Here is a 19,540-nt window from a genome sequence, read left to right as displayed (position 1 = left end):
CATGTTGTTCCCCCGCGCCGCTGGCGTTCTGCTTCATCCTACTTCACTTCCAGGCGCCGGCGGTATTGGCGACTTTGGCCCGGACGCGCATCGCTTTGTACAGTGGCTGGCCGATGCCGGCATGAAGATCTGGCAGGTGCTTCCCCTCGGTCCCACCGGCTACGGCGATTCCCCGTACCAGTGCTTTTCCGCGTTTGCCGGCAATCCGCTGCTCATTCACGTGCCCGGATTTACCGGCGAGCCGACGTCGGGCAATCCGCACGTCGTGGACTTCGGGGCGGTCATTCCGGCCAAGCAGGCGGCGCTCGCCGCGTGGCTGGACACCGTGCCGTTCACCGACGAGGTGCGCCGATTTGTCCAGGAGCAGGCGCACTGGCTCCCCGACTACGCGCTCTTCATGGCGCTCAAGCAGGCGCATGGCGGCGTGGCGTGGCCACAGTGGGATGCCGGCGCAGCGCAGCGCGAACCGGAGGCGTTGCGCAGCTGGCGGGCAACGCTGGCACCGGAAATTGACCGGATCTACAAGCAGCAGTTCGTGTTCTTTGGCCAGTATCAGGCGCTGCGGCAGGCCTGTCGCGACCGCGGCATCAAGCTCATGGGCGATGTGCCCATTTATGTAGCGCACGACTCTGCCGATGTGTGGGCCAACCCCACGCAGTTCCAGCTCCATGCCAACGGCACACTCAAGGTGCAGGCGGGAGTGCCGCCCGATTATTTCAGCGAAACCGGGCAGCTGTGGGGAAATCCGCTGTACGACTGGGAGCGGATGCAGGCCGACGGCTATTCGTGGTGGATCGCACGCATGCGCGCCGGGCTGCAGCAGTTTGATCTCGTGCGATTGGATCACTTCCGTGGTTTCGAAGCCTATTGGGAGATCGCCGGTGATGCGCCCACGGCCGTGCATGGCCGTTGGGTGAAGGGCCCCGGCGCCTCACTCTTCGCCGCGCTCACGGCGGCGTTGGGCCCCATGCCCATCGTGGCGGAGAATCTTGGGCTCATCACCCCGGAGGTGGAGACGCTGCGCGAGCAGTTCCACTACCCCGGCATGGCCATTCTGCAGTTCGCGTTCGACGGACAGGATTCCAACTTCATCCCCCATCGGTACGTGCGCGACCTGGTGGTCTACACCGGCACGCACGACAACGACACCACCATGGGCTGGTGGCAGTCCACCGGTGAGGGCGACTCCACGCGCGCCGCCGACGCGGTGGCCCGGGAGAAGGACTTCGCCAAACGCTACCTCGGGACCGATGGCCACGAGATGCATTGGGTGCTCATTCGCGCCGCGCTGGCATCGGTAGCCAGCACGGTGCTCGTTCCGTTGCAGGATGTGCTGGGCGTTGGGAGCGATGCCCGCATGAACCTGCCGGGGCGTCAGGCCGGCAATTGGGGTTTCCGCTTTACCTGGGCGCAGTTGACGCCCGATCTCACCGAGCGTCTGCGGACGCTCACGACGACCTACGAACGATGAGCGCTTCCGCCGCTGGTACTGCCGCTGCAGGCGCCGCTGCGCCCGCCACCAGTGCGCCCACGAACTTCTGGGCCATCTGGAACATGAGCTTCGGGTTCCTCGGCATTCAGTTCGGCTGGGGACTGCAGATGGCGAACATGAGTGCCATCTACGAATACCTTGGTGCCAAGCCCGATGAAATCCCCATGCTCTGGCTGGCCGCGCCGCTCACGGGGCTCATCGTACAACCCATCATTGGGCACCTGAGCGATCGCACGTGGTCGCCCCGGTGGGGGCGTCGCCGACCGTTCTTCATGATCGGGGCGATTCTCAGTTCGCTGGCGCTCATTGCCATGCCCAACAGCAGTACGCTGTGGATGGCGGCCGGATTGCTCTGGATTCTCGACGCATCGATCAACATTTCCATGGAGCCGTTCCGCGCCTTTGTGGCCGATCTGCTCCCCGCCAACGAACGGACACGTGGCTTTGCCATGCAGTCGCTGTTCATTGGGCTGGGTGCGGTGATTGCGTCGGCCATGCCCTGGATGCTCACCAACTGGTTTGGCGTCGCGGCCAGCACACCGGGTACGATTCCCACCACCGTGCGCCTCTCGTTTTATGTCGGTGCCTTCGCCTTCTTCGGCGCGGTGATGTACACGGTGCTCACCACGAAGGAGAAGCCGCCGGAGGATCTGGCGGCGTTCGAGCGGGAAAAGGCGGCGAGTGCCGGTTTTGCCGCCGGCGTGCGTGACATTGTCGCCGCCGCCAAGGCCATGCCCACCACCATGAAGCAGCTGGCGCTGGTGCAGGTGTGCACCTGGCTGGGACTCTTCTGCATGTGGTTGTACTTCGGCACGGCGGTGGCGACCAACGTGTTTGGCGCGACCGACACCAGTGACCCGCGGTACCAGCAGGGTGTGGAGTGGGGCGGGGTGTGCTTTGGCGCCTACTCGGCCGTCACCTTCCTGTTCTCGTTCTTCCTGCCGTCGCTCTCGAAGCGCTTCGGCCCACGCACCACGCACGCACTCTGCCTGCTGGCCGGTGCCGCGGGGCTGGGCAGTGTGTCGGTCATTACCTCGCCCAACCTGCTGCTGCTGTCGATGGTGGGCGTGGGCATCGCGTGGGCGAGCACCATCTCCATGCCCTATGTGATGCTGTCCACGTCGCTGCCCAAGGGAAAGACCGGCGTGTACATGGGGCTCTTCAATTTCTTCATCGTCATTCCCGAGATCGTGGCCTCTCTGGGCTTTGGCTGGGTGATGAACAGCATGCTGAACAACAACCGCATGGCGGCTGTCGTGGCTGGCGGGGCGTTCATGGCGCTGGCCGCGGTACTGGTGCTGCGAGTACAGGTTCCGCAGGAGACCGCCTGAGATGACGTGGCATGCAGTGGTATCGCGGTTGTGGTGGCAATCCGCCTGCGCTCTGAGCGCCGGCGTGCTCGCCAGCGCGAGTGTGGGGGCACAGGCTCCGCAGGTGGAGAAGGTGGAGCCCCCCAACTGGTGGGCCAATCACACCATCAACCCGGTGCGGGTGCTCATTCGCGGCCAGCATCTCTCCGGAGCGCGGGTCACCTGTCCGAAACTGGCGTGCGGACGCGTGACCGTGAATGCCCAGGGCACTTACGCGTTCGTGGATGTCCGGATTGCACCGACTACCGCGCCTGGCGCGTACCCGCTCACGTTGCGGACCGCGCAGGGCAGTGTGCAAGCGCCGTTCACGGTATCAGCGCAGTTGCCGACGCTGGGGCGTTTTCAGGGCTTTGGCGTAGACGATGTGGTGTATCTCCTCATGCCCGACCGGTTTGCCAACGGTGACAGCACCAACGACCGGCCTGCCAAGTCACCGGCCATTCTGGATCGCAGCAAGGGACGCTACTACCATGGCGGCGACCTTGCCGGAGTCCGTCAGAAGCTGCCGTATCTCAAGCAGCTTGGCATTACCACGATCTGGATGAACCCCATCTACGACAACAACGATGGGACGGACACGCTCGAGGTGTACGACAAGCAGCCCACGACTGGGTATCACGGCTACGGTGCCACCGACATGTATGCGGTGGATGAACACCTTGGCACGATGGCCGACTTCAAGGGGCTGGTGGATGCTGCGCATGCGCAGGGCATCAAAGTGGTGCTGGACATGGTGGCCAATCATACCGGTCCGTATCACCCGTGGGTGAAGAACGCACCCACCCCAACGTGGTTCCACGGGACGCAGGCGAAGCATCCCGACAACACGTGGCAGACATGGACCTTGGCCAATAGCTACGCGAACGATTCGCTCCGTCGCGCGACGCTGGATGGCTGGTTCATCAACATTCTCCCCGACTTCAATCAGGATGACCCTGAAGTCGCGCGCTACATCATCCAGAACACGCTGTGGTGGGTGGGGATGAGCGGGATGGATGGCATACGGCAGGACACCTGGCCGTATGTGCCGGTCGCCTTCTGGCGTGACTGGATGGCGGCCATCAAGAAGCAGTATCCGTCGCTGCGTGTGGTCGGCGAAGTGTTTGACGGGGATCCGGCCATGATCCGTTTTTTCGAGGGGACCAACACTACGCACGACGGGATCCGCACCGGTGTGGACTTCCTCTTCGATTTCCCGCTGTACTATCCGATTCGTGACGCCTTCATTGGCGGCAAGCCCATCAAGGGGATTGCCCAGATGCTGATGCGCGACCGCCTCTACGACCGGCCCGATGCGCTCATGCCCTTCCTGGGGCTGCATGACGTCTCGCGCTTCATGGGCGAAAAGGGGGCCACAGTGGCAGGGCTGAAGCTGGCCTTCACGACGGTGCTCACGACGCGTGGCACGCCGCTGGTGTATTACGGCGATGAGATTGCGATTCCCGGCGGCCCCGACCCCGACAATCGCAAGGACTTTCCGGGCGGGTGGACGAGTGATGCCTTGAACGCCTTTGAAGCCAGCGGGCGTACACCTGACCAGCAGGCGGTCTGGCAGCATGTCCAGACGCTGCTGCGCACCCGCGCCGCCATGCCGGATCTGCGCCGCGCGCGCACCGAGCATCTGGTGGTCACGGATCAGCAGTTTGTTTTCCGGCGAGGTCGCGCCACGGTGGCCCTCAACAACGACACGGTAGCGGTGTCCGTCGTGGTGCCGTCCGCCATGGCGGGGCGGGATGCGCTTGGCGTGTGTGGGGCCCCGGTCGTTGCCGGCGGCCGCAGCACAGTGCAGGTACCGGCGAAATCCAGCTGTCTGTTTGTGCCGTGAGCAGCGGCCAGCGGATTCAGGGGGTCAACGTTTCCTCGTCTTCCAACGGCGCTTCGTAGGCCCACACCATCAGCATCGACGCAATCCATCCGATCACGGTCCAGCCCAGCAGCACATTGATGGCCGTGATCTTCAACTTCCGACGTTTGCCGCCGGCATGCGCCAGCATCGTCGGCAGGAAATACAGCAAAATGAGGGCGATGATCATCACGCCGCCCTTGGGGACGCCTCCGCCGGTATACCCGCGTGGCGGTTCGATCTCCTGCAGCGCGCGAAGGAGAAGCAAGGTCTGAAGCATGGGTGCAATATAGGGAGATGATCTGAGGCGGTCGCTGTTCGTCTCCCGAGAGGCATATTTCCCCCATGCTTCTCCTTGCAGATGTGCCCCTCGCCCGTCGCCTTGAACGCACGGAGGCTCACGCCAACGCGGCGTTTGTCGAGGCTCGAGCCTCCCTGAGCCCCGATCTGGGCGCGGAATGGATTGATGTGGATGGCACGTGGGCCATGTTCGATGGCGTGGGATCGCCTCTCACACAGACCTTTGGGCTGGGGCTCTTCAGCACGCCCACCGATGCACAGATGGACGCGCTGCAGGCCTTCTTTGGCGCGCGCGGCGCGGATGTCTTCCATGAAGTGAGTCCGATGGCGGACTCCGTGATCCTGTCGCTGTTGGCGGCGCGCGGCTACCAAGCGGTGGAGTGGTCAACCGTGTTGGTGCAGGCCGTGCGCGCGCCCGTCGTGGAAACGCCAACCACCGCCATCACTGTCCGCGTGACGTCGGCCGATGAAGCCGACCACTGGGCGAGTATCGCTGCCGGTGGCTGGGGCGAACATGCCGAGGTCGCCGAGTTCGTCCGCGCGCTGGGGCGCGTCAATGCACGCGCACAGGGTACCATATGTTTTATGGCGGAAGAGGACGGCAACGCCATCGCGACCGGGGGCCTGCACATCTACGAGGGCGTTGCCCTCTTTGCCGGCGCCAGTACGCTCCCCCACGCACGGAACCGCGGCGCCCAGCGTGCCCTCCTCGACGCGCGTCTCGCCTACGCCCATGCCGCAGGATGCGACCTCGCCATGATGGGAGCCGCGCCCGGCAGCTCGTCACAAAAGAATGCCCAACGCGCCGGGTTCGCAGTGGCCTATTCGCGGGTGAAGTGGATGAAAGGGCGGGGATAACCGCCGTGGATTTTCACAACCGTAGTAACTGTTCAAGCGCGTGTTGTGCAGATACTGCGAGCCAAAAGTGAAACAGATTCCATTCAATGGCGGGCGCCACGGTTGGAGCGCGATACGTCAGATCAATGCGACGGCAAGCGGTGTTTTGGCCACACACGCGGCAACAGCAACGCGAACGTTCGTGCCAGCTTGCGCTGAACGATCCTGCGCATCGTTGGGGGCCGCAGTCACGACCGTGGTGTCGGCGGCCGCCGCGGCAGCTGGCGGCCGGGGTGGCGGGACCGTCGTCTGAGCCTGCACTCCCATGGGGGCTACACCACCAATCAGGAGGGTGAACGCGACACCGGCATTCCCGCGAGGAACGGGTCCGCGACGCATTGGTGGGAGGGAGGAAGGGAGAAATGAACGGCAATGGGCGTGACATTTGTCCCGCACGGCGCCATCATGTGCACTGACACATCAATCTGGCCATAGGTTCAACGACACAGCATCTGCAATACATCGTGTCGCCATGTGGCCTTCATGCTGCCTTCATTTTTGGAGAACGACGTATGTCCACCGCCCGTCGCGATTTCCTGAAGCACGCGGGTCTCACTGCCTCCGGACTGGCGGTGTTCCCTTCGGTTGCCATGGGTGGCAGCGGCGTGGCCTCACGCGGCCACTCGTCCTTCACGTTTGATCACGCTGCCGAATGGGAACAGCAGCAGGCTGAGCCGTGGGACACCACGTGGGTCAAGAAGATCACGGGGACCCACAAGGCCATGTTCGACATTCCGGAAGTCGAAGGTGGCGTAGGCGTACTGCGTTCGGGCATTTGGCAGCGCCAGTTCACCGACGTGCTCAAGGTGCCGGCCGGCGGCTTATCGAGCGTCATGGTCATTCGGCACAACGCCATTTTTCTCGCCATGAGTCAGGACTTCTGGACCACTTACGGAGTGGGTGAAGCCGAAAAGCTCAAGGACGACGACGAGAAGACGCTTCTGCACAACCCCGTCCTCCCAGCTCCCGGGAAGGATGTTCCGCCGACGATGCGTGCCTATATGCTCGACCAGCAGATCGGAGCCGGTGCCATTGCGCTGGGGTGTGGTCTCGCCTTCCGCTCGGTGGTGAGCATGATCCAGAAGCAGGACAAGCTGGATGCGGCAGAATCACGCAAGAAGGCCATGAGCATGCTCGTCCCGGGCGTCATCATGCAACCGAGCGGCATTTTTGCGAACGTACTCGCACAACAGGCAGGGTGCGTCTTCGTACAGGCCGTTTAACTCCGTAAAAACGTTATGGGTCATGAGTTATCGGGTCATCGAGTACCTGCGGGAATTGCCGTTATCCGCAGGTACCCGGTGACCCGATAACCCATAACCATGACGCTGTTTCGTAGTTTTATACGGCGTCTGAGAGCGACGAGAAGGTAAAGTCCCGCACCTTAATGGCGGGCATGTACACCGCTCCGCCTGCGCCAAGGTTTTCGCTGGCGTTGATGCGGATGCTGGGCCCCATGGCGTCGAGATTATTCAGGAAAAAGATGGGACTTTCGTTGAAGCGGAAGTTCTTGATGGGGCGCGTGACTTTGCCGTTCTCCACGAGGAACGTGCCGTCGCGTGTGAGCCCCGTGTACAGAATCGTGCGGGCATCCACCGGACGGATGTACCAGAAGCGTGTGACCAGCACGCCACGTTCAGTGCTCTTCACCATGTCGGCCACACTCGACGTGCCGCCCATCATGCGCAGCGAACGACCGGCGCCGCGGAACCCGCCGCCTCCGGCGCGCGTGGGCTGCTTGCCCTGCTTCTGGGCCCAGTAGCGATCGTAATTGAGATTCTTCACCACGCCGTTCTCAATCCACACAACCTTTTCCAGCGCCAGACCATCTTCGTCGTAGCCGCCGTTGAGGCTGGGCGAATCGGCCGGATCGGTGAGCAGCGTAACGCGATCGTCCACGACCTTGAGTCCGATCTTGTTACCGCCGCCAGGCTTGGTGAAAAACGAGCGCCCTTCGTCGGCGGCGCGCGCCTGCATGGCACCGGCAATGAGCTGCACCAGGTTGCCTACCGCCGTGGGCTCAAGAATGGTGGTATACCGTCCCGGTTCAATGGCCACCGGGCTGCGCGAATCCTTGGCCTTCTGTACCGCCGTGACAGCCAGCGTCTGCGGATCAAGATCGGCGAAGCTATTGCCGTCCGTGCAGGCCCAGCCGGAGCCCGTGCCATCGGGAGAGCGCACCGTGCTCGTCATCGTCACCGACGACGTGGCGTCGTACGCGAACAACCCCTTGGAGTTGGCCAGCGCACTCGCGCCGGCACGGCACTCGATGAAGCCGGTGGCAATCAGCTCGTTCTTGCGCGCCAACTCGGTGACGATCTTCGCGGCGGCCGCGCGCTCTTCCGGCGTGGGCAACGACATCTGCCGCTCCCGCATGGGCGGATACTCCTGCCCCCCCAACTCCGGCATACGCTCGGGGTTGGGCGGCACGAGCTTGGCAATCTCGTACGCCTGCTTGGCTGCCGCCGCCAACGAGGCTTCGTCAAGACGGTTGGTGTTCACACTCGCGGCACGATTGCCATCGTACGCAGTGATGGTGACCTGCGTATCCTGATTTTCGCCTGACGTGGTCACCTGATTGAGCGCGAAACGCGTATCGGCGCGCGCGGCGCTATTGATGCTCACGCGCGTTTCCGGCGCGGGGGAATTTCGCAGGACACGCTGCGCCACTTCCTGCGCTTCCTGACGGGACAGGATGCTGGGCGGCGCAAAGAGTGACCGGGGAGCCAAGTCGCTCATGCCGTCCTCCCGGTGTTGATGATGTTGACCTGCTGAAAGAGCGACGGCACGCAGCCGTGGCTCACGGAGTTGGACTGACCGGGCTGACCCTTGGCATCGCCAAACGCGCCACCCAGGTGATAGCTCTTCGGGCCACCAATGGCCTTGAGCGACTTCCAGAACTCCGGCGTGCGGAACTGGTACGCCACATCCTTGAGCTGTCCGACGATCTTGCCGCCCTTCACTTCGTAGAACACCTGGCCGGCGAACTGTCCGTTGTAGCGCTGCTGGTCAATGGAGAAGGAGCCATCGCCGACAATGGCAATGCCCTTGTCCATCTTGGCAATCATGCTCTCCCACGTATCGTCGTTCTTGCCGGGCACCATGCTCACATTGGGCATACGCTGGAACTGCACATCAGCCCAGCTTTGTGCGTACGAACAGCCGTAGCTGCGTACCGGCTTGCCCTGGCTCTGGTAATAGTCGCTCATCATGGTGGCCTGTTCGCGCGTGGTTTGATAATCCACGAACACCCCGTCCTTGATGATGTCGAACTTCACCGGCTTCACCGCTTCGTCGTCCCAGCCAATGGCGCCCAGCGAGCCGGGCTGCTCACGATCACCGACGATGTTGAGCAAGTCAGTACCAATGCGCAGCTTGCCGAGCACATCCTTGGGCGGGGCAATGAAGCTCGTGCCCGCATAGTTGGCTTCAAAGCCCAACGCACGATCGAGCTCCGTGGGGTGCGCAATGACTTCGTGCACCGTGAGCCACAAGTTGGACGGGTGCAGCAGCAGGTCATAGCGCCCGGGCTCCACCGGCTTGGCACTCAGCTTTTGTACGGCCAATTCGGCCCAGCGCGGCGCATGTTCGGCCAGCTTGCTGTCCACCACGTGTTCGTAGCCCAGCCCCATGGGGGCAATCTCGTTCCCCTGCACCGACTGGAAGTCACGGAAGTCGGGGCTCACCGCCGTCACCGTCATGCTGGGTGACGTGCGATAGATGGTCTGCACGATGTACGATCCGTCGCTCGTCATGAGCGTCTTCTCTTCGCGCAGGAAGAACATGCTCGAATTCACGTTGCGGATGCCCTTTACCTTGAGCGCCGCTTCGTTGGCGGCGAGCAGGTAGGCCACCTTGTCGGTGATGGGCACCGTGAACGGATCGGTCTTGATGGGGCTCTTCCACTCGCCCACCTGGTTGCCGGGTGTTGGTGCCAATTGCACCGGCCGCAGCTGCGACGCACGATTCGCACGGGCCTGCCCTACGGCCGCCTTGGCGGCGTTGGCCACGCTGTCCTTATCCAGACGGCTGGTGGCGGCAAAGCCCCACGCGCCATCGACCAGCGTGCGTACGCCAAGCCCGAAGGTGTCGGTGTCACTCACCCCCTGCACGATACGATCGCGGGTGTTGACGTTCTGCTGTCGGCGCGCGGCCACGCGTACATCGGCGTAGCTGGCACCGCCGGACTTGGCAGTATCGAGGGCCACCTGCATGAGCGCCTTGATGACCGGGTCATCGGCGTGGGGCAGGTCGGCGGAGGGAATGACGAGTCGGGACGACTCGGCCATCAGCGGCGAGGTGGCAACCAGCGTTCCGGCGGCCACGGTAGCGCCAGTCTTCAGAAAGTCGCGACGTGATCTGGACATAGGCGGGGTTGGGGGACTGCCCAATGTACGGCGCGGGGCGTCGTCGTGTTGGGGTTTGACCTTCTCCCAGGCCATTGGCGCGGCGGCGTCCCGGCCCCGATGTTTCTGACCGACTGCTTCGCGCCTCACCCTTCAAGCCCGCCCGTATGCGTCCCGCCGCTCGCCCCGTGATAACCGTTCTGCTGCTTGCCGCGACGTCCAGCGCGGCCGCCGCCCAGCCCATTCTGCGCCCGGCACCGGGTGCGCCCACCACACTCACTCCGCAGCAGGCGGCGGCCCGCGCCATCTACCGCGAAATGGTGGAGATCAACACCGCTGACTCCGTGGGCAGCGTGACCAAATCGGCGGAAGCCGTGGCGGCTCGTTTCAAGGCCGCCGGCTTCCCGGCCGCTGACATCCATCTGGTGGGCCCGGCCGACAAACCAGCCAAACAGAACCTGGTCGTGCGCTACCGCGGACGCGGACGGGGCAAACCCATTCTGCTGCTCGCCCACCTCGATGTGGTGCAGGCCAAGCGCAGCGACTGGGCGAATGACCCCTTCGTGATGCGCGAGGAGAGCGGCTACTTCCTGGGCCGCGGGGTGGCCGACGACAAGAGCATGGCCGCGATTCTCACCGCCAACCTGTTGCGCTACAAGCAGGAGGGGTGGGTACCGGAGCGCGATCTCATCCTCGCCCTCACGGCCGACGAGGAAGGGGGAGATGCCAATGGGGTCACCTGGCTGATTGAGAACCGCAAGGAACTCATTGACGCCGAATACGCCATCAACGAAGGAGGCGGCGGGTCACTGGGCCCCGACGACAAGCCCCTGTTTCACTCCATTCAGGCGGCGGAAAAGGTCTACGCCGACTTCACACTCACGGTGCGAAACACCGGCGGCCACTCCAGTGTCCCGCGGAAGGACAACGCGATCTATTCGCTGGCCGCCGCGCTCCTCAAAATTCAGCAGTACACGTTCCCTGTCGAACTCAACGAGGTGACGCGTCCGTTTTTTGAGGAAACGGCGAAGGTGGAAATGCCGTCGTTGGCGGCGGCCATGCGGGCGCTGTCGGCCAACCCGGCCGACACGGCGGCGGCACGGATTATCAGCACCGATCCGCGCTACGCCAGCATGCTGCGCACAACCTGTGTGGCCACCATGCTGAATGGCGGGCATGCTCCCAACGCGTTGCCGCAGTTTGTCTCGGCGAACGTGAACTGCCGCATTGCGCCCACCAGCAAGGCGTCAGCGGTCAAGGCCGTCCTGCAACGCGTCGTTGGCGACAGCACAGTGCAGATTGCCGGTGATCGTGCCGATCGCATGGATGGCGCACCGGCGCCCATCAACGCCACCTTGCTGCAGGCAACGACAGCGCTCACCAAGCAGATGTTCAACGGAGTGCCGGTCATTCCCACCATGAGCACCGGCGCCACCGACGGCTACCGTCTACGGGCCGCTGGCATTCCCACCTACGGCGTGAGCGGCATCTTCTCCGCCGCCGGCGAAACCAACGCGCATGGCCGCGATGAGAAGCTGCGCGTCAAGGCGTTCTACGATGGGCTCGATTTTCTGTATCAGCTGGTGAAGCAGGTGGCGGGGCCGCTCAAGCCCATGTCGTAACCGTCAGCTCTTCATGCCCGGTTCGCTGTCAATGACCGCACGGGCAATATCCACCATGCGCACGCTGCGATCCTGACTGGAACGCTGCATGATGCGATAAGCTTCCTGCTCGCTGCTGCCGGTGCGGCGCATCAGGATGCCCTTGGCCCGCTCGATGAGCTTGCGGTTTTCCAGCTGCTCCTTGGCCTCAGCCGCTTCGCGGCGGGCGGCCAGGAGCTCGCGAGCCCGGGTCACGGCCATGCGCAGCGTGGCGTCGAGCGTGGTGGGCGGGGTTGGCTTGGGCAGCAGCGCGACCGCGGTCGAGCGCAGCACATCCGCCGTGGACAGCGTGAGCGACAAGTCGCCCGTGATCAGCACCACCGCCGTTCCTGGCAGCGCACTGGCGATGCCTTCCGCCGCCTGCACTCCCGTGGCGCCGGGCATGTGCATGTCGAGCAGCACGGCGTCGGGGGTGAATTGCTGCGCCTTTTCAATGGCTTCCGTACCGCTGTCCACTTCGGCAACGACCATGTGCCCGAGCGCACTCAGGAGGTCCACCAGGGTGGAGCGCTCGAGCGCATTGTCTTCGGCAACCAGGACGCGGATCGTGGAGGGCAATTCCGACATGATTTTACTCGGTTGGTGATGCGGGAGCATGCGTCCCGGCAATGTGGGCCTTCAGTTCAGGTGCCCGCAACGGTTTGCGCAGCACGAATTCCGCACCATCGGCCTCTTCGGGGCCAACACTTGGCTCCCAGCCGGTTATGACCCCCACCCGAATGGTGGGGTAGTGCGATTTGACGAATTTCACAAGCTCCCATCCGTTGCCGTCGGGGAGACCGACATCGGTGAGCATGAGATCAATTGGCTGGGACGAATACGACGCAAGGGCCTGCCGGGCGTCGGCACAGCTGGCGACCGCCACCACGGTGTGCCCGTCTCCCTGCAGGATGCGGCGCAGGAACTCCCGACCGTCGTCGTGATCTTCCACCACCAGAATGCGGTTGGGGCGGGTGGGGAGAATCTCTTCCGGTGCGGCGACCTCAGGCGCGGCCGCTTTCTGCAGCGGAAAGCGCACCATGACTTCAGTGCCGCGGCCCGGCACGGATGAAATGGTCGCCGTGCCGCGATGGCGACGCGCAATGCCGTACACTTCGGCCAGACCAAGGCCGGAGCCCTTGGCCCCCTTCGTCGTAAAGAATGGCTCGAAGGCCCGTTCACGAACGTCCGCCGTCATTCCTACCCCAGTGTCGCGCACAGCCATGCAGGCATCACTCCCCTCCACCGACGTGCGCACCGTCAGCGTGCCGCCGTCCGGCATGGCATCGATGGCGTTTTGCACGAGGTTGAGCAGCGCTTCACGAATTTCCCCGGGGAGCCCCCGGGTAATGGCGCCCTCCGTGAACATACGCACGATGCGGACCTCGCGGCTTTCACTCGACCGCTGCAGCCGCATGGGCTCGGTAAGGTCCAGGACTTCCTCGGCGAGGAGCGACAGATCGACTTCGACATCGCCGCCAGGGTGCACGGGCTCCTGACGAATGAACCGTCCCACTCGCGATGCCGTGGCTGCGCCAATCTCGGCGGCCTTGCGAATACGGTCGGCGTAGTCGCGTACCGCTTCCGGCGACTCGGCGTGATGTCGCAGCAGATACGCGGCCGCCATGATGGGATTCAGCGCGTTGTTCACATCGTGCATAACGCCGGCCGCCAGCTGTCCCACGGCGGAGAGACGGCGCTCGCGCACCTGCTCTTCCTGCGAGGCCAGCAACGCCCGTGAGCGCTCTTCCACCAGGCGCTCCAACTCCCGCTCATCCTGCGACACCTGTGCTCTGAGGGCGCGCTGTTCGCCTTCCTGATCGTGCAGAATCTTTTCGAGCCGTTCGCGGTCGGTGACATCGCGATCGAGCAGCAGCACGCCAACAATGCGTCCATCTTCACCATGCATGGGTGCCGCGTACGACTCCACCACGCGGCGCCCCCCCTGACGACGCACTTCCAACAGCTGTCGACGAACCGTCTGCCCAGCCAGCGCCCGCATGGCCGGGGTATCCAGAAACGACAGCGGGCGATGGTGGACCACATCATGCGGGGCGTCCATTTCCCACAGCTCGCGCACGGTGACCGGCTGACGGTCCTCATGCTCGCGGGAGGCGTTGTCGTTCACCTGCTGCAGACGACCGGTGACATCCACGACACGCACCGATGACGGCGTGAGATCGAACAACGCCCGCAACTCCCGCTCCGCGCGCGTGGCGTGCACGCGTTCCTGTTCGCGCGCCGTGACGTCCACCGCCGAGACCAGCAGCAAGTCATGATCGAACACAAGGACACGCATATCGGCCATGCGTCCATCGCGACCGAACGGCACCAGCATGGTTTCCGTGGGACGACCGTTCGAAGCAAAGCGAATGGCTTCCTGCGCCGCGGGACCAAACGGCTGCAGCATCACGTTCGCGTGTTGCGCAACAATGGGCGCCAGCGGATCCACGACAAACATGGCTCGCCCGCGCGTATTGACCGTGATGGCGTATCCATCGTGTCGGAAGAGCGCGGCAGCTGATGGCAACGATTCGAGCAGTGCGCCAAGGCGCGCACGCTCGCGTTCGGAGCCGTCCTGCATCAAGTCTGCCGAGCTGAGAGGTTGGGTCATCGCATAGCTGAGGGCGCCATCCGATACGTCAGTGGCACCGTTGCGACTGAGCCTGCCCGGAGGACGCGATCGTTTCCGCAAAGCAGAAACCACTGTATTGTAGCGCGTATTGGTCCCGGTGGTCAAACGCCAGAACCAAATCCTGAGTCCTCTGGCCCCTCGCGCCCGTCCGAGGATCGGCCGGTGACAAAAGCGTATGCTCGCCGTGTAACGGTCGTCATCACGACGATGCGGGTTTCCCTGTACCTTTGGGGCATGTCGCAATTCAAGCGTACGCTCATCCGCGTCCTGGTCATTCAGGGCATTACCCTCGCCCTCCTGTGGCTCATGCAGTCACGGTATACGCTCTGACCGCCTCACGATGCACTGGATCAACTGGGTCATAGTCGCGGTGTATCTGTTCGTGGTGGTCTTTGACGGCCTCCGCCGGACACGCGGCACCAAGAACATCGAGGGGTATTTTCTCGCCAGCCGGAGCCTCCCCTGGTGGGCCGTCGGCCTGAGCGTGATGGCGACGCAGCTGTCCGCGGTGACGCTCATTGGCACGACGGGGCAGGGCGCCACGGACGGCCTGCGCTTCGTGCAATTCTACTTTGGGTTGCCCATTGCCATGGTGCTGCTGGGGGTGACGCTGGTCCCCTTTCTGCACGGCGCAAAGGTGTATACCGCATACGAGTATCTCGAGCGTCGGTTCGACGCCAAGACTCGTTCGCTCACGTCTCTGCTCTTCCTGCTGTCGCGGGGGATGTCCGCCGGGACCATCATCGCGGCCCCCAGTGTGGTGTTGAGTGCCATCTTTGGCTGGGACCTGACCTGGTGCGTGTTGCTCATCGGGGTGCCCACCATTGGGTACACAGTGCTTGGGGGCGTCGAGGCCGTTGCGTGGGCCGACGTGAAGCAAATGGTGATCATCGTCGCCGCCTTGCTGGCCATTGTCGTGGTCCTGGTGTGGCGGCTCCCCGTACCACTCGATGAGGCCTTCCATATTGCTGGCGCCACGGGCCGCCTGCGCGTCTTCGATTTTTCATTCTCACTTACGGAGACCTACACGTTCTGGTCAGGCATTCTGGGCGGCACGTTCCTCATGCTCAGCTACTTCGGCACCGACCAGAGTCAGGTGCAGCGCTATCTCGCGGCCCGCTCGGTGGACGAAGCCCGCAGCTCGCTCCTGATGAGCGCCTATTGGAAGATTCCGCTGCAGGCGCTCATCCTGATCATCGGCGTGCTGGTGTTTCTGTTCTACACCTTCTCACCGGCCCCGATGCTGTACAATCCACGCCACGATGCCATGCTGCGGGAACAGCGGCCGGCGGCGTATGCCGCGCTGGCGTCGCGGTATACCGCCGCGTTGTCGGCGCGCGATCAGGCGGCCCGTGAGGCCGCCACCGTACACGGCTCGGCACCCCTGAATACGTTCAAGGCGCACAACGATCAGGTGGATGTGGTGCGGAAGGAGGCACTGGCGGCGGTCACCGAGGCCACCGGGGAGAGCTCACGCGACGTGAACTACATCATTCCGCGGCTGGTGCTCGATCATCTGCCGCTTGGCTTTGCCGGAGTCTTTCTCGCCGCCGTGCTGGCGGCCGCCATGTCGAGTATTGCCGCGGAGCTGAATTCCCTCGCCACGGCCAGTGTGGTGGACTTTTATCAGCGGTGGTACAAGCCGGAGGCGAGCGACGCCCACTTTCTCAAGGTGGGGCGCATCAGCACCGCCATCTGGGGCGTCTTTGCCATGGTAGTGGCGACCTACGCCGCCACGCTTGGGTCACTCATCGAGGTGGTCAACCGGTTCGGATCCTTCTTCTACGGCTCCATCCTCGGTGTCTTCCTGCTGGCGATGATCAAGCGGACCCGCGCCATCGGCGCGTTCGTTGGCCTGCTGGCCGGCATGGCCGTTGTAGCCGCCGTCAGTTTCGGGGCCCCCCAGGTCAGCTTCCTCTGGCACAACGTGATTGGTGCCGTGGTGGTGGTGGTAGTGGGGTGGGCACTCAGCCTCGGTCGAGCAGAAACTGCCACTGCGGTTCAGGTATAGACCTGCCACTGCAGTATTGGAAGACTCCTGCAGTTCTGGACTGCCACCGCAGTTGAAGAGCACAGCGGTTCGGGTCGCTGCGGAACGTGCCGCCCGGCTTCGCCGGGGCGGCACGTTCTTGGTGGTTGATGTACCGGCCACTGCAGTTGAAGTGAGACAGCCACCAAAGGAATGCGCCCGCCCGGCAAAGCCGGCGGGCGCTTCCATACAGACCTCAACTGCGGGGCACCTCAACTGCAGTGGCAGTCCAGAACCGCAGGTGTCTTCCAATACTGCAGTGGACGTTCCAAACCCGAACCGCGGTTCCAGGCAACCCAAACCGCATTGTCTACTGCAGGACCACCCCTCCCCCCACCAAATTCGCCAACAACCGCGCCGCCCCGGGCACCCCCGCCGGTAGCTGGCGGAACAGCGCCAGCGTGACGTACACGTAGCGCCCCTTGCCGACCGGTGCCACCAGCAGTGCGCCGTCGTTCGCGGGCTCGTCCGGATCGTTCATCCGCAGCAGCGACGTATACCGCTTGTCGATGGTGCTCGGCATGTAGGTCGCGCGTTCCTGCGCCCATCCTTCCCAGTCTACCGCACCAATACGATTGGGGAACGTGAGCAGCGGATGCGTGGGTTGCAGCACCGTGACCGGTGCCGTTTCCATGGTCACGCGCGCGGCGCGTGGTGCCCACTGCAGCGGATACGGCGTGATGCCCGGCAGCGCGTTCATATTCTGCGCACCATACTGCACCACCAGCGTACCACCCTGCCGGGCGTACTCCAGCAGCCGGGGATTATTGCGTACCAGTGCCTCACTGGCTTCGTAAGCGCGCGGTCCCACCACAATGCTGGTAAAGCGCGAGAGATTGGTGGCCGACACCATGGACGGCTCAATTTTCTCCACGGCAATATCCAGCTGCTCCAACGCTTCGATCCCCTTGTCGCCTACGCCGGCGATATAGCCCACCCGGGCGCGCGGTGGGATTTTCACATTCACCGCCGACAGATACATCCCCGACGCTCCGTACAGGCGCATGGGCGTGATGTGATCGTAGTTGATGAGGTATGCGCCGCTCGTGCTCATGGCACCGTCGTGCAACGCCAGCGCCACCAATTGTTGCTGCCCTTCCTTCACCATCCCCCGCACACGGAACTGCAGGATGGTACTGCCGTCGGCGGCCAGCGTGCGCACACGCTCCGTGCTGTCAGCCTTGAGTCCCGCGGGGAGCTCCAATTGCACCGACACCGTGGTCTCGTGCGGATAACTGGACTGTATGCGTACCGGGATGTACCGCTCCACCGGCACGCCGGCGCGGATGTATTCCATGACGCTCGCGAGATTGATCGTAATGCCCGGCACCGCACTCACCGGCACCTGCATATCGCCCTTGATGGGATCGGCGTAGCGATACACCACCGGCGTATTCACCGCCACCGATTGCCCCGCAATCTCGAGGCGCGCCTGCACGATGGACGCGCGCTCTTCCTGGTGCTGTTCTTCGTGGCGTGCATCGATAGGCGCCTGAAACCAGTCCTGCTGCTTGCGGCCGTACACGCGCCACCACGGACTGTTCGAGACGAATGCCACCGCCCACCGATTGAGCGTGGCCGCACTGTCCGGCGCCACCGTGAGATCCCCCGTTTCCCCCGGGCGCAGCCCCAGCCCGAACACACTCGCGTTGCGCAACAGCACCGGCGTGGTGCCGCGATTGAACACGGTGACCGTGACCGGCAGTGAGTCGTTCACCGCCTGCTTCACCGGTTCGCGCGCGGGAAAGGTGGCTCGTGGCGCCGTGGCTTCCACCACCACTCCCGCCGCCAGCACGAGGGCCCGCTCGGTGCGCTCTTCCGTCGTCGACAGGGCATCCCAGAGCGCGGCCGGCGCAGCATCGGCCGGGCGTCGCGCGACGCTCGACGGACTCCCGGGAGGCCCGGCAATCAGCAGCGGTGGGCCGCTGCGCCAGCTGCCGCGCACCGTGCGGAACTGCCGCAACGCCTGCGCCAATATCGGCACCATCGGCGCTGGCGCATCGGCACGGTAGGCCGCGCGCGCGTCTCGCACCGTACTCAGTGCAGAGTCCAGCACCGGCTGCGCCGAGGCCGGCAACTGCGCCCGCAACGGGGCCCACGTGGTATCCACGCCATCAAACAGCGAGCGCTCCGAACGCGCGTCGGCTGGCCCCACGCGCGAGGCCTCACGCGATAGATAGCCCCAGATGACGCCCTTCCGCTGCAAGACGCCAAACCCCTGGCTCTTGTGCTGCGACCGGCTCTCCGCCGCAATCTCGTAGTACGACCGCCCCAGCAAGGCATCGTACTCACCGGTATTCACCCGCAACGTGGCACTGTCGGGAGTCTGGCGGGCACTGCGATAAAACTTCTGCGGCGTCCAGGGCACCCCGAAGTCCTTTACCGGAAAGCGCACGGTATCGCCGGCCAGGTCATACGCTTCGCGCGCCAGCAGCCCGCTCACCTGGTGATGCCCGTGTCCGTCACGCGGCGTCCCGCTGAAAAACGCAATCATCACGTGCGGCCGATACGCCCGCACCACGCGCACCACATCGCCCAGAATGCTGTCTTTGGGCCAGTGCTGATATGTCTCTTCGGCGTTCTTGCTGAACCCGAAATCGTAGGCGCGCGTGAAGTACTGCGTGGCGCCGTCAATGCGTCGCGCCGCCAGCAACTCCTGCGTGCGAATGGCCCCCAGCGCTTCGCCCAGCTCGTTCCCAATGAGGTTCTGCCCGCCGTCGCCACGCGTGAGCGAGAGGTACGCCGTCTCCACGTGGCGTCCCTTGGCCAGCCACGCAATCATGGGCGTGTCTTCGTCGTCAGGGTGGGCCGCCACCGTGAGCACGCGCGATGTCGTGCCAATACCCGCCAACACGGACCCCAGTGCGGCCGCACCGCGATCGGGAGCGACCTGTGCGGTCAACTCGAGGGGCTGAGCGACGAACGCCGCGGCTATGGCCGCGGCGCTCATCATCAGCTTCTTCAACGAAGCCATCTGCATGGTGTTTG

The 19,540-nt window shown here is 64.0% G+C and carries 14 protein-coding genes; 7 read left to right on the top strand and 7 right to left on the bottom strand.

Annotation, left to right across the window (positions count from 1 at the left end; translation table 11 throughout):
• The first annotated feature begins 1 nt into the window (after position 1).
• Genes malQ through GEMMAAP_RS02810 form a run of 3 tightly spaced genes read left to right on the top strand, consistent with a single transcriptional unit; the run spans position 2 to position 4,687 of the window.
• Positions 2 to 1,471, top strand: coding sequence for a 4-alpha-glucanotransferase (gene malQ, locus GEMMAAP_RS02820; RefSeq protein WP_026849339.1), 1,470 nt, complete (start codon positions 2 to 4; stop codon positions 1,469 to 1,471).
• A complete protein-coding gene (locus GEMMAAP_RS02815; RefSeq protein ID WP_082821005.1) occupies positions 1,468 to 2,823 on the top strand; it encodes an MFS transporter in 1,356 nt (451 codons plus the stop codon). The genes malQ and GEMMAAP_RS02815 overlap by 4 nt, the downstream gene beginning before the upstream one ends.
• A gap of 1 nt (position 2,824) precedes the next feature.
• Entirely contained in the window at positions 2,825 to 4,687 is a 1,863-nt protein-coding gene (locus GEMMAAP_RS02810) for an alpha-amylase family glycosyl hydrolase (RefSeq protein ID WP_053333988.1), read from the top strand.
• A 16-nt stretch (positions 4,688 to 4,703) separates the two neighbouring features.
• Here the strand turns inward: GEMMAAP_RS02810 and GEMMAAP_RS02805 are convergent, their stop codons facing one another.
• Complete coding sequence (locus GEMMAAP_RS02805; protein WP_043580188.1) at positions 4,704 to 4,985, bottom strand: superinfection immunity protein; 282 nt, start codon at positions 4,983 to 4,985, stop codon at positions 4,704 to 4,706.
• A 65-nt stretch (positions 4,986 to 5,050) separates the two neighbouring features.
• Between GEMMAAP_RS02805 and GEMMAAP_RS02800 the strand changes: the two genes are divergently transcribed.
• Complete coding sequence (locus GEMMAAP_RS02800) at positions 5,051 to 5,863, top strand: GNAT family N-acetyltransferase (RefSeq protein ID WP_043580186.1); 813 nt, start codon at positions 5,051 to 5,053, stop codon at positions 5,861 to 5,863.
• 117 nt (positions 5,864 to 5,980) lie between these two features.
• Here the strand turns inward: GEMMAAP_RS02800 and GEMMAAP_RS02795 are convergent, their stop codons facing one another.
• Complete coding sequence (locus GEMMAAP_RS02795; protein ID WP_026849337.1) at positions 5,981 to 6,241, bottom strand: hypothetical protein; 261 nt, start codon at positions 6,239 to 6,241, stop codon at positions 5,981 to 5,983.
• A gap of 173 nt (positions 6,242 to 6,414) precedes the next feature.
• On the opposite strand from GEMMAAP_RS02795, the gene GEMMAAP_RS02790 reads away from it, so the two are divergent.
• Positions 6,415 to 7,125 (top strand): twin-arginine translocation signal domain-containing protein, encoded by a 711-nt coding sequence (locus GEMMAAP_RS02790; protein ID WP_026849336.1) that lies wholly within the window; start codon positions 6,415 to 6,417, stop codon positions 7,123 to 7,125.
• Between the two features lie 118 nt (positions 7,126 to 7,243).
• Here GEMMAAP_RS02790 and GEMMAAP_RS02785 read toward each other — a convergent pair whose 3' ends face one another.
• Positions 7,244 to 8,641 (bottom strand): TldD/PmbA family protein, encoded by a 1,398-nt coding sequence (locus GEMMAAP_RS02785; protein ID WP_053333987.1) that lies wholly within the window; start codon positions 8,639 to 8,641, stop codon positions 7,244 to 7,246.
• The gene (locus tag GEMMAAP_RS02780) at positions 8,638 to 10,269 is read right to left on the bottom strand and encodes a metallopeptidase TldD-related protein (RefSeq protein WP_043580184.1); all 1,632 of its coding nucleotides are present in this window, start codon (positions 10,267 to 10,269) and stop codon (positions 8,638 to 8,640) included. The genes GEMMAAP_RS02785 and GEMMAAP_RS02780 overlap by 4 nt, the downstream gene beginning before the upstream one ends.
• A 146-nt stretch (positions 10,270 to 10,415) precedes the next feature.
• Between GEMMAAP_RS02780 and GEMMAAP_RS02775 the strand changes: the two genes are divergently transcribed.
• Entirely contained in the window at positions 10,416 to 11,870 is a 1,455-nt protein-coding gene (locus GEMMAAP_RS02775; protein WP_026849333.1) for a M20/M25/M40 family metallo-hydrolase, read from the top strand.
• Positions 11,871 to 11,873: 3 nt separating this feature from the next.
• On the opposite strand, the gene GEMMAAP_RS02770 is transcribed toward GEMMAAP_RS02775, so the two are convergent.
• A complete protein-coding gene (locus GEMMAAP_RS02770; protein ID WP_026849332.1) occupies positions 11,874 to 12,476 on the bottom strand; it encodes an ANTAR domain-containing response regulator in 603 nt (200 codons plus the stop codon).
• A 4-nt stretch (positions 12,477 to 12,480) separates the two neighbouring features.
• Entirely contained in the window at positions 12,481 to 14,502 is a 2,022-nt protein-coding gene (locus GEMMAAP_RS02765; RefSeq protein WP_026849331.1) for a hybrid sensor histidine kinase/response regulator, read from the bottom strand.
• A 361-nt stretch (positions 14,503 to 14,863) separates the two neighbouring features.
• Between GEMMAAP_RS02765 and GEMMAAP_RS02760 the strand changes: the two genes are divergently transcribed.
• Positions 14,864 to 16,534, top strand: a complete 1,671-nt coding sequence (locus tag GEMMAAP_RS02760; protein WP_026849330.1) for a sodium:solute symporter family protein — start codon at positions 14,864 to 14,866, stop codon at positions 16,532 to 16,534.
• Between the two features lie 328 nt (positions 16,535 to 16,862).
• On the opposite strand, the gene GEMMAAP_RS02755 is transcribed toward GEMMAAP_RS02760, so the two are convergent.
• Positions 16,863 to 19,526, bottom strand: a complete 2,664-nt coding sequence (locus tag GEMMAAP_RS02755; protein WP_158514701.1) for a PIG-L family deacetylase — start codon at positions 19,524 to 19,526, stop codon at positions 16,863 to 16,865.
• Positions 19,527 to 19,540 lie beyond the last annotated feature (14 nt).

Origin of the sequence: Gemmatimonas phototrophica (assembly GCF_000695095.2) — a bacterium.
In the GTDB taxonomy this organism is placed as follows: Bacteria; Gemmatimonadota; Gemmatimonadetes; order Gemmatimonadales; family Gemmatimonadaceae; genus Gemmatimonas; species Gemmatimonas phototrophica.
The sequence above is the reverse complement of the archived record's forward strand: the minus strand, read 5'-3'. Positions and strand labels throughout refer to the sequence as shown.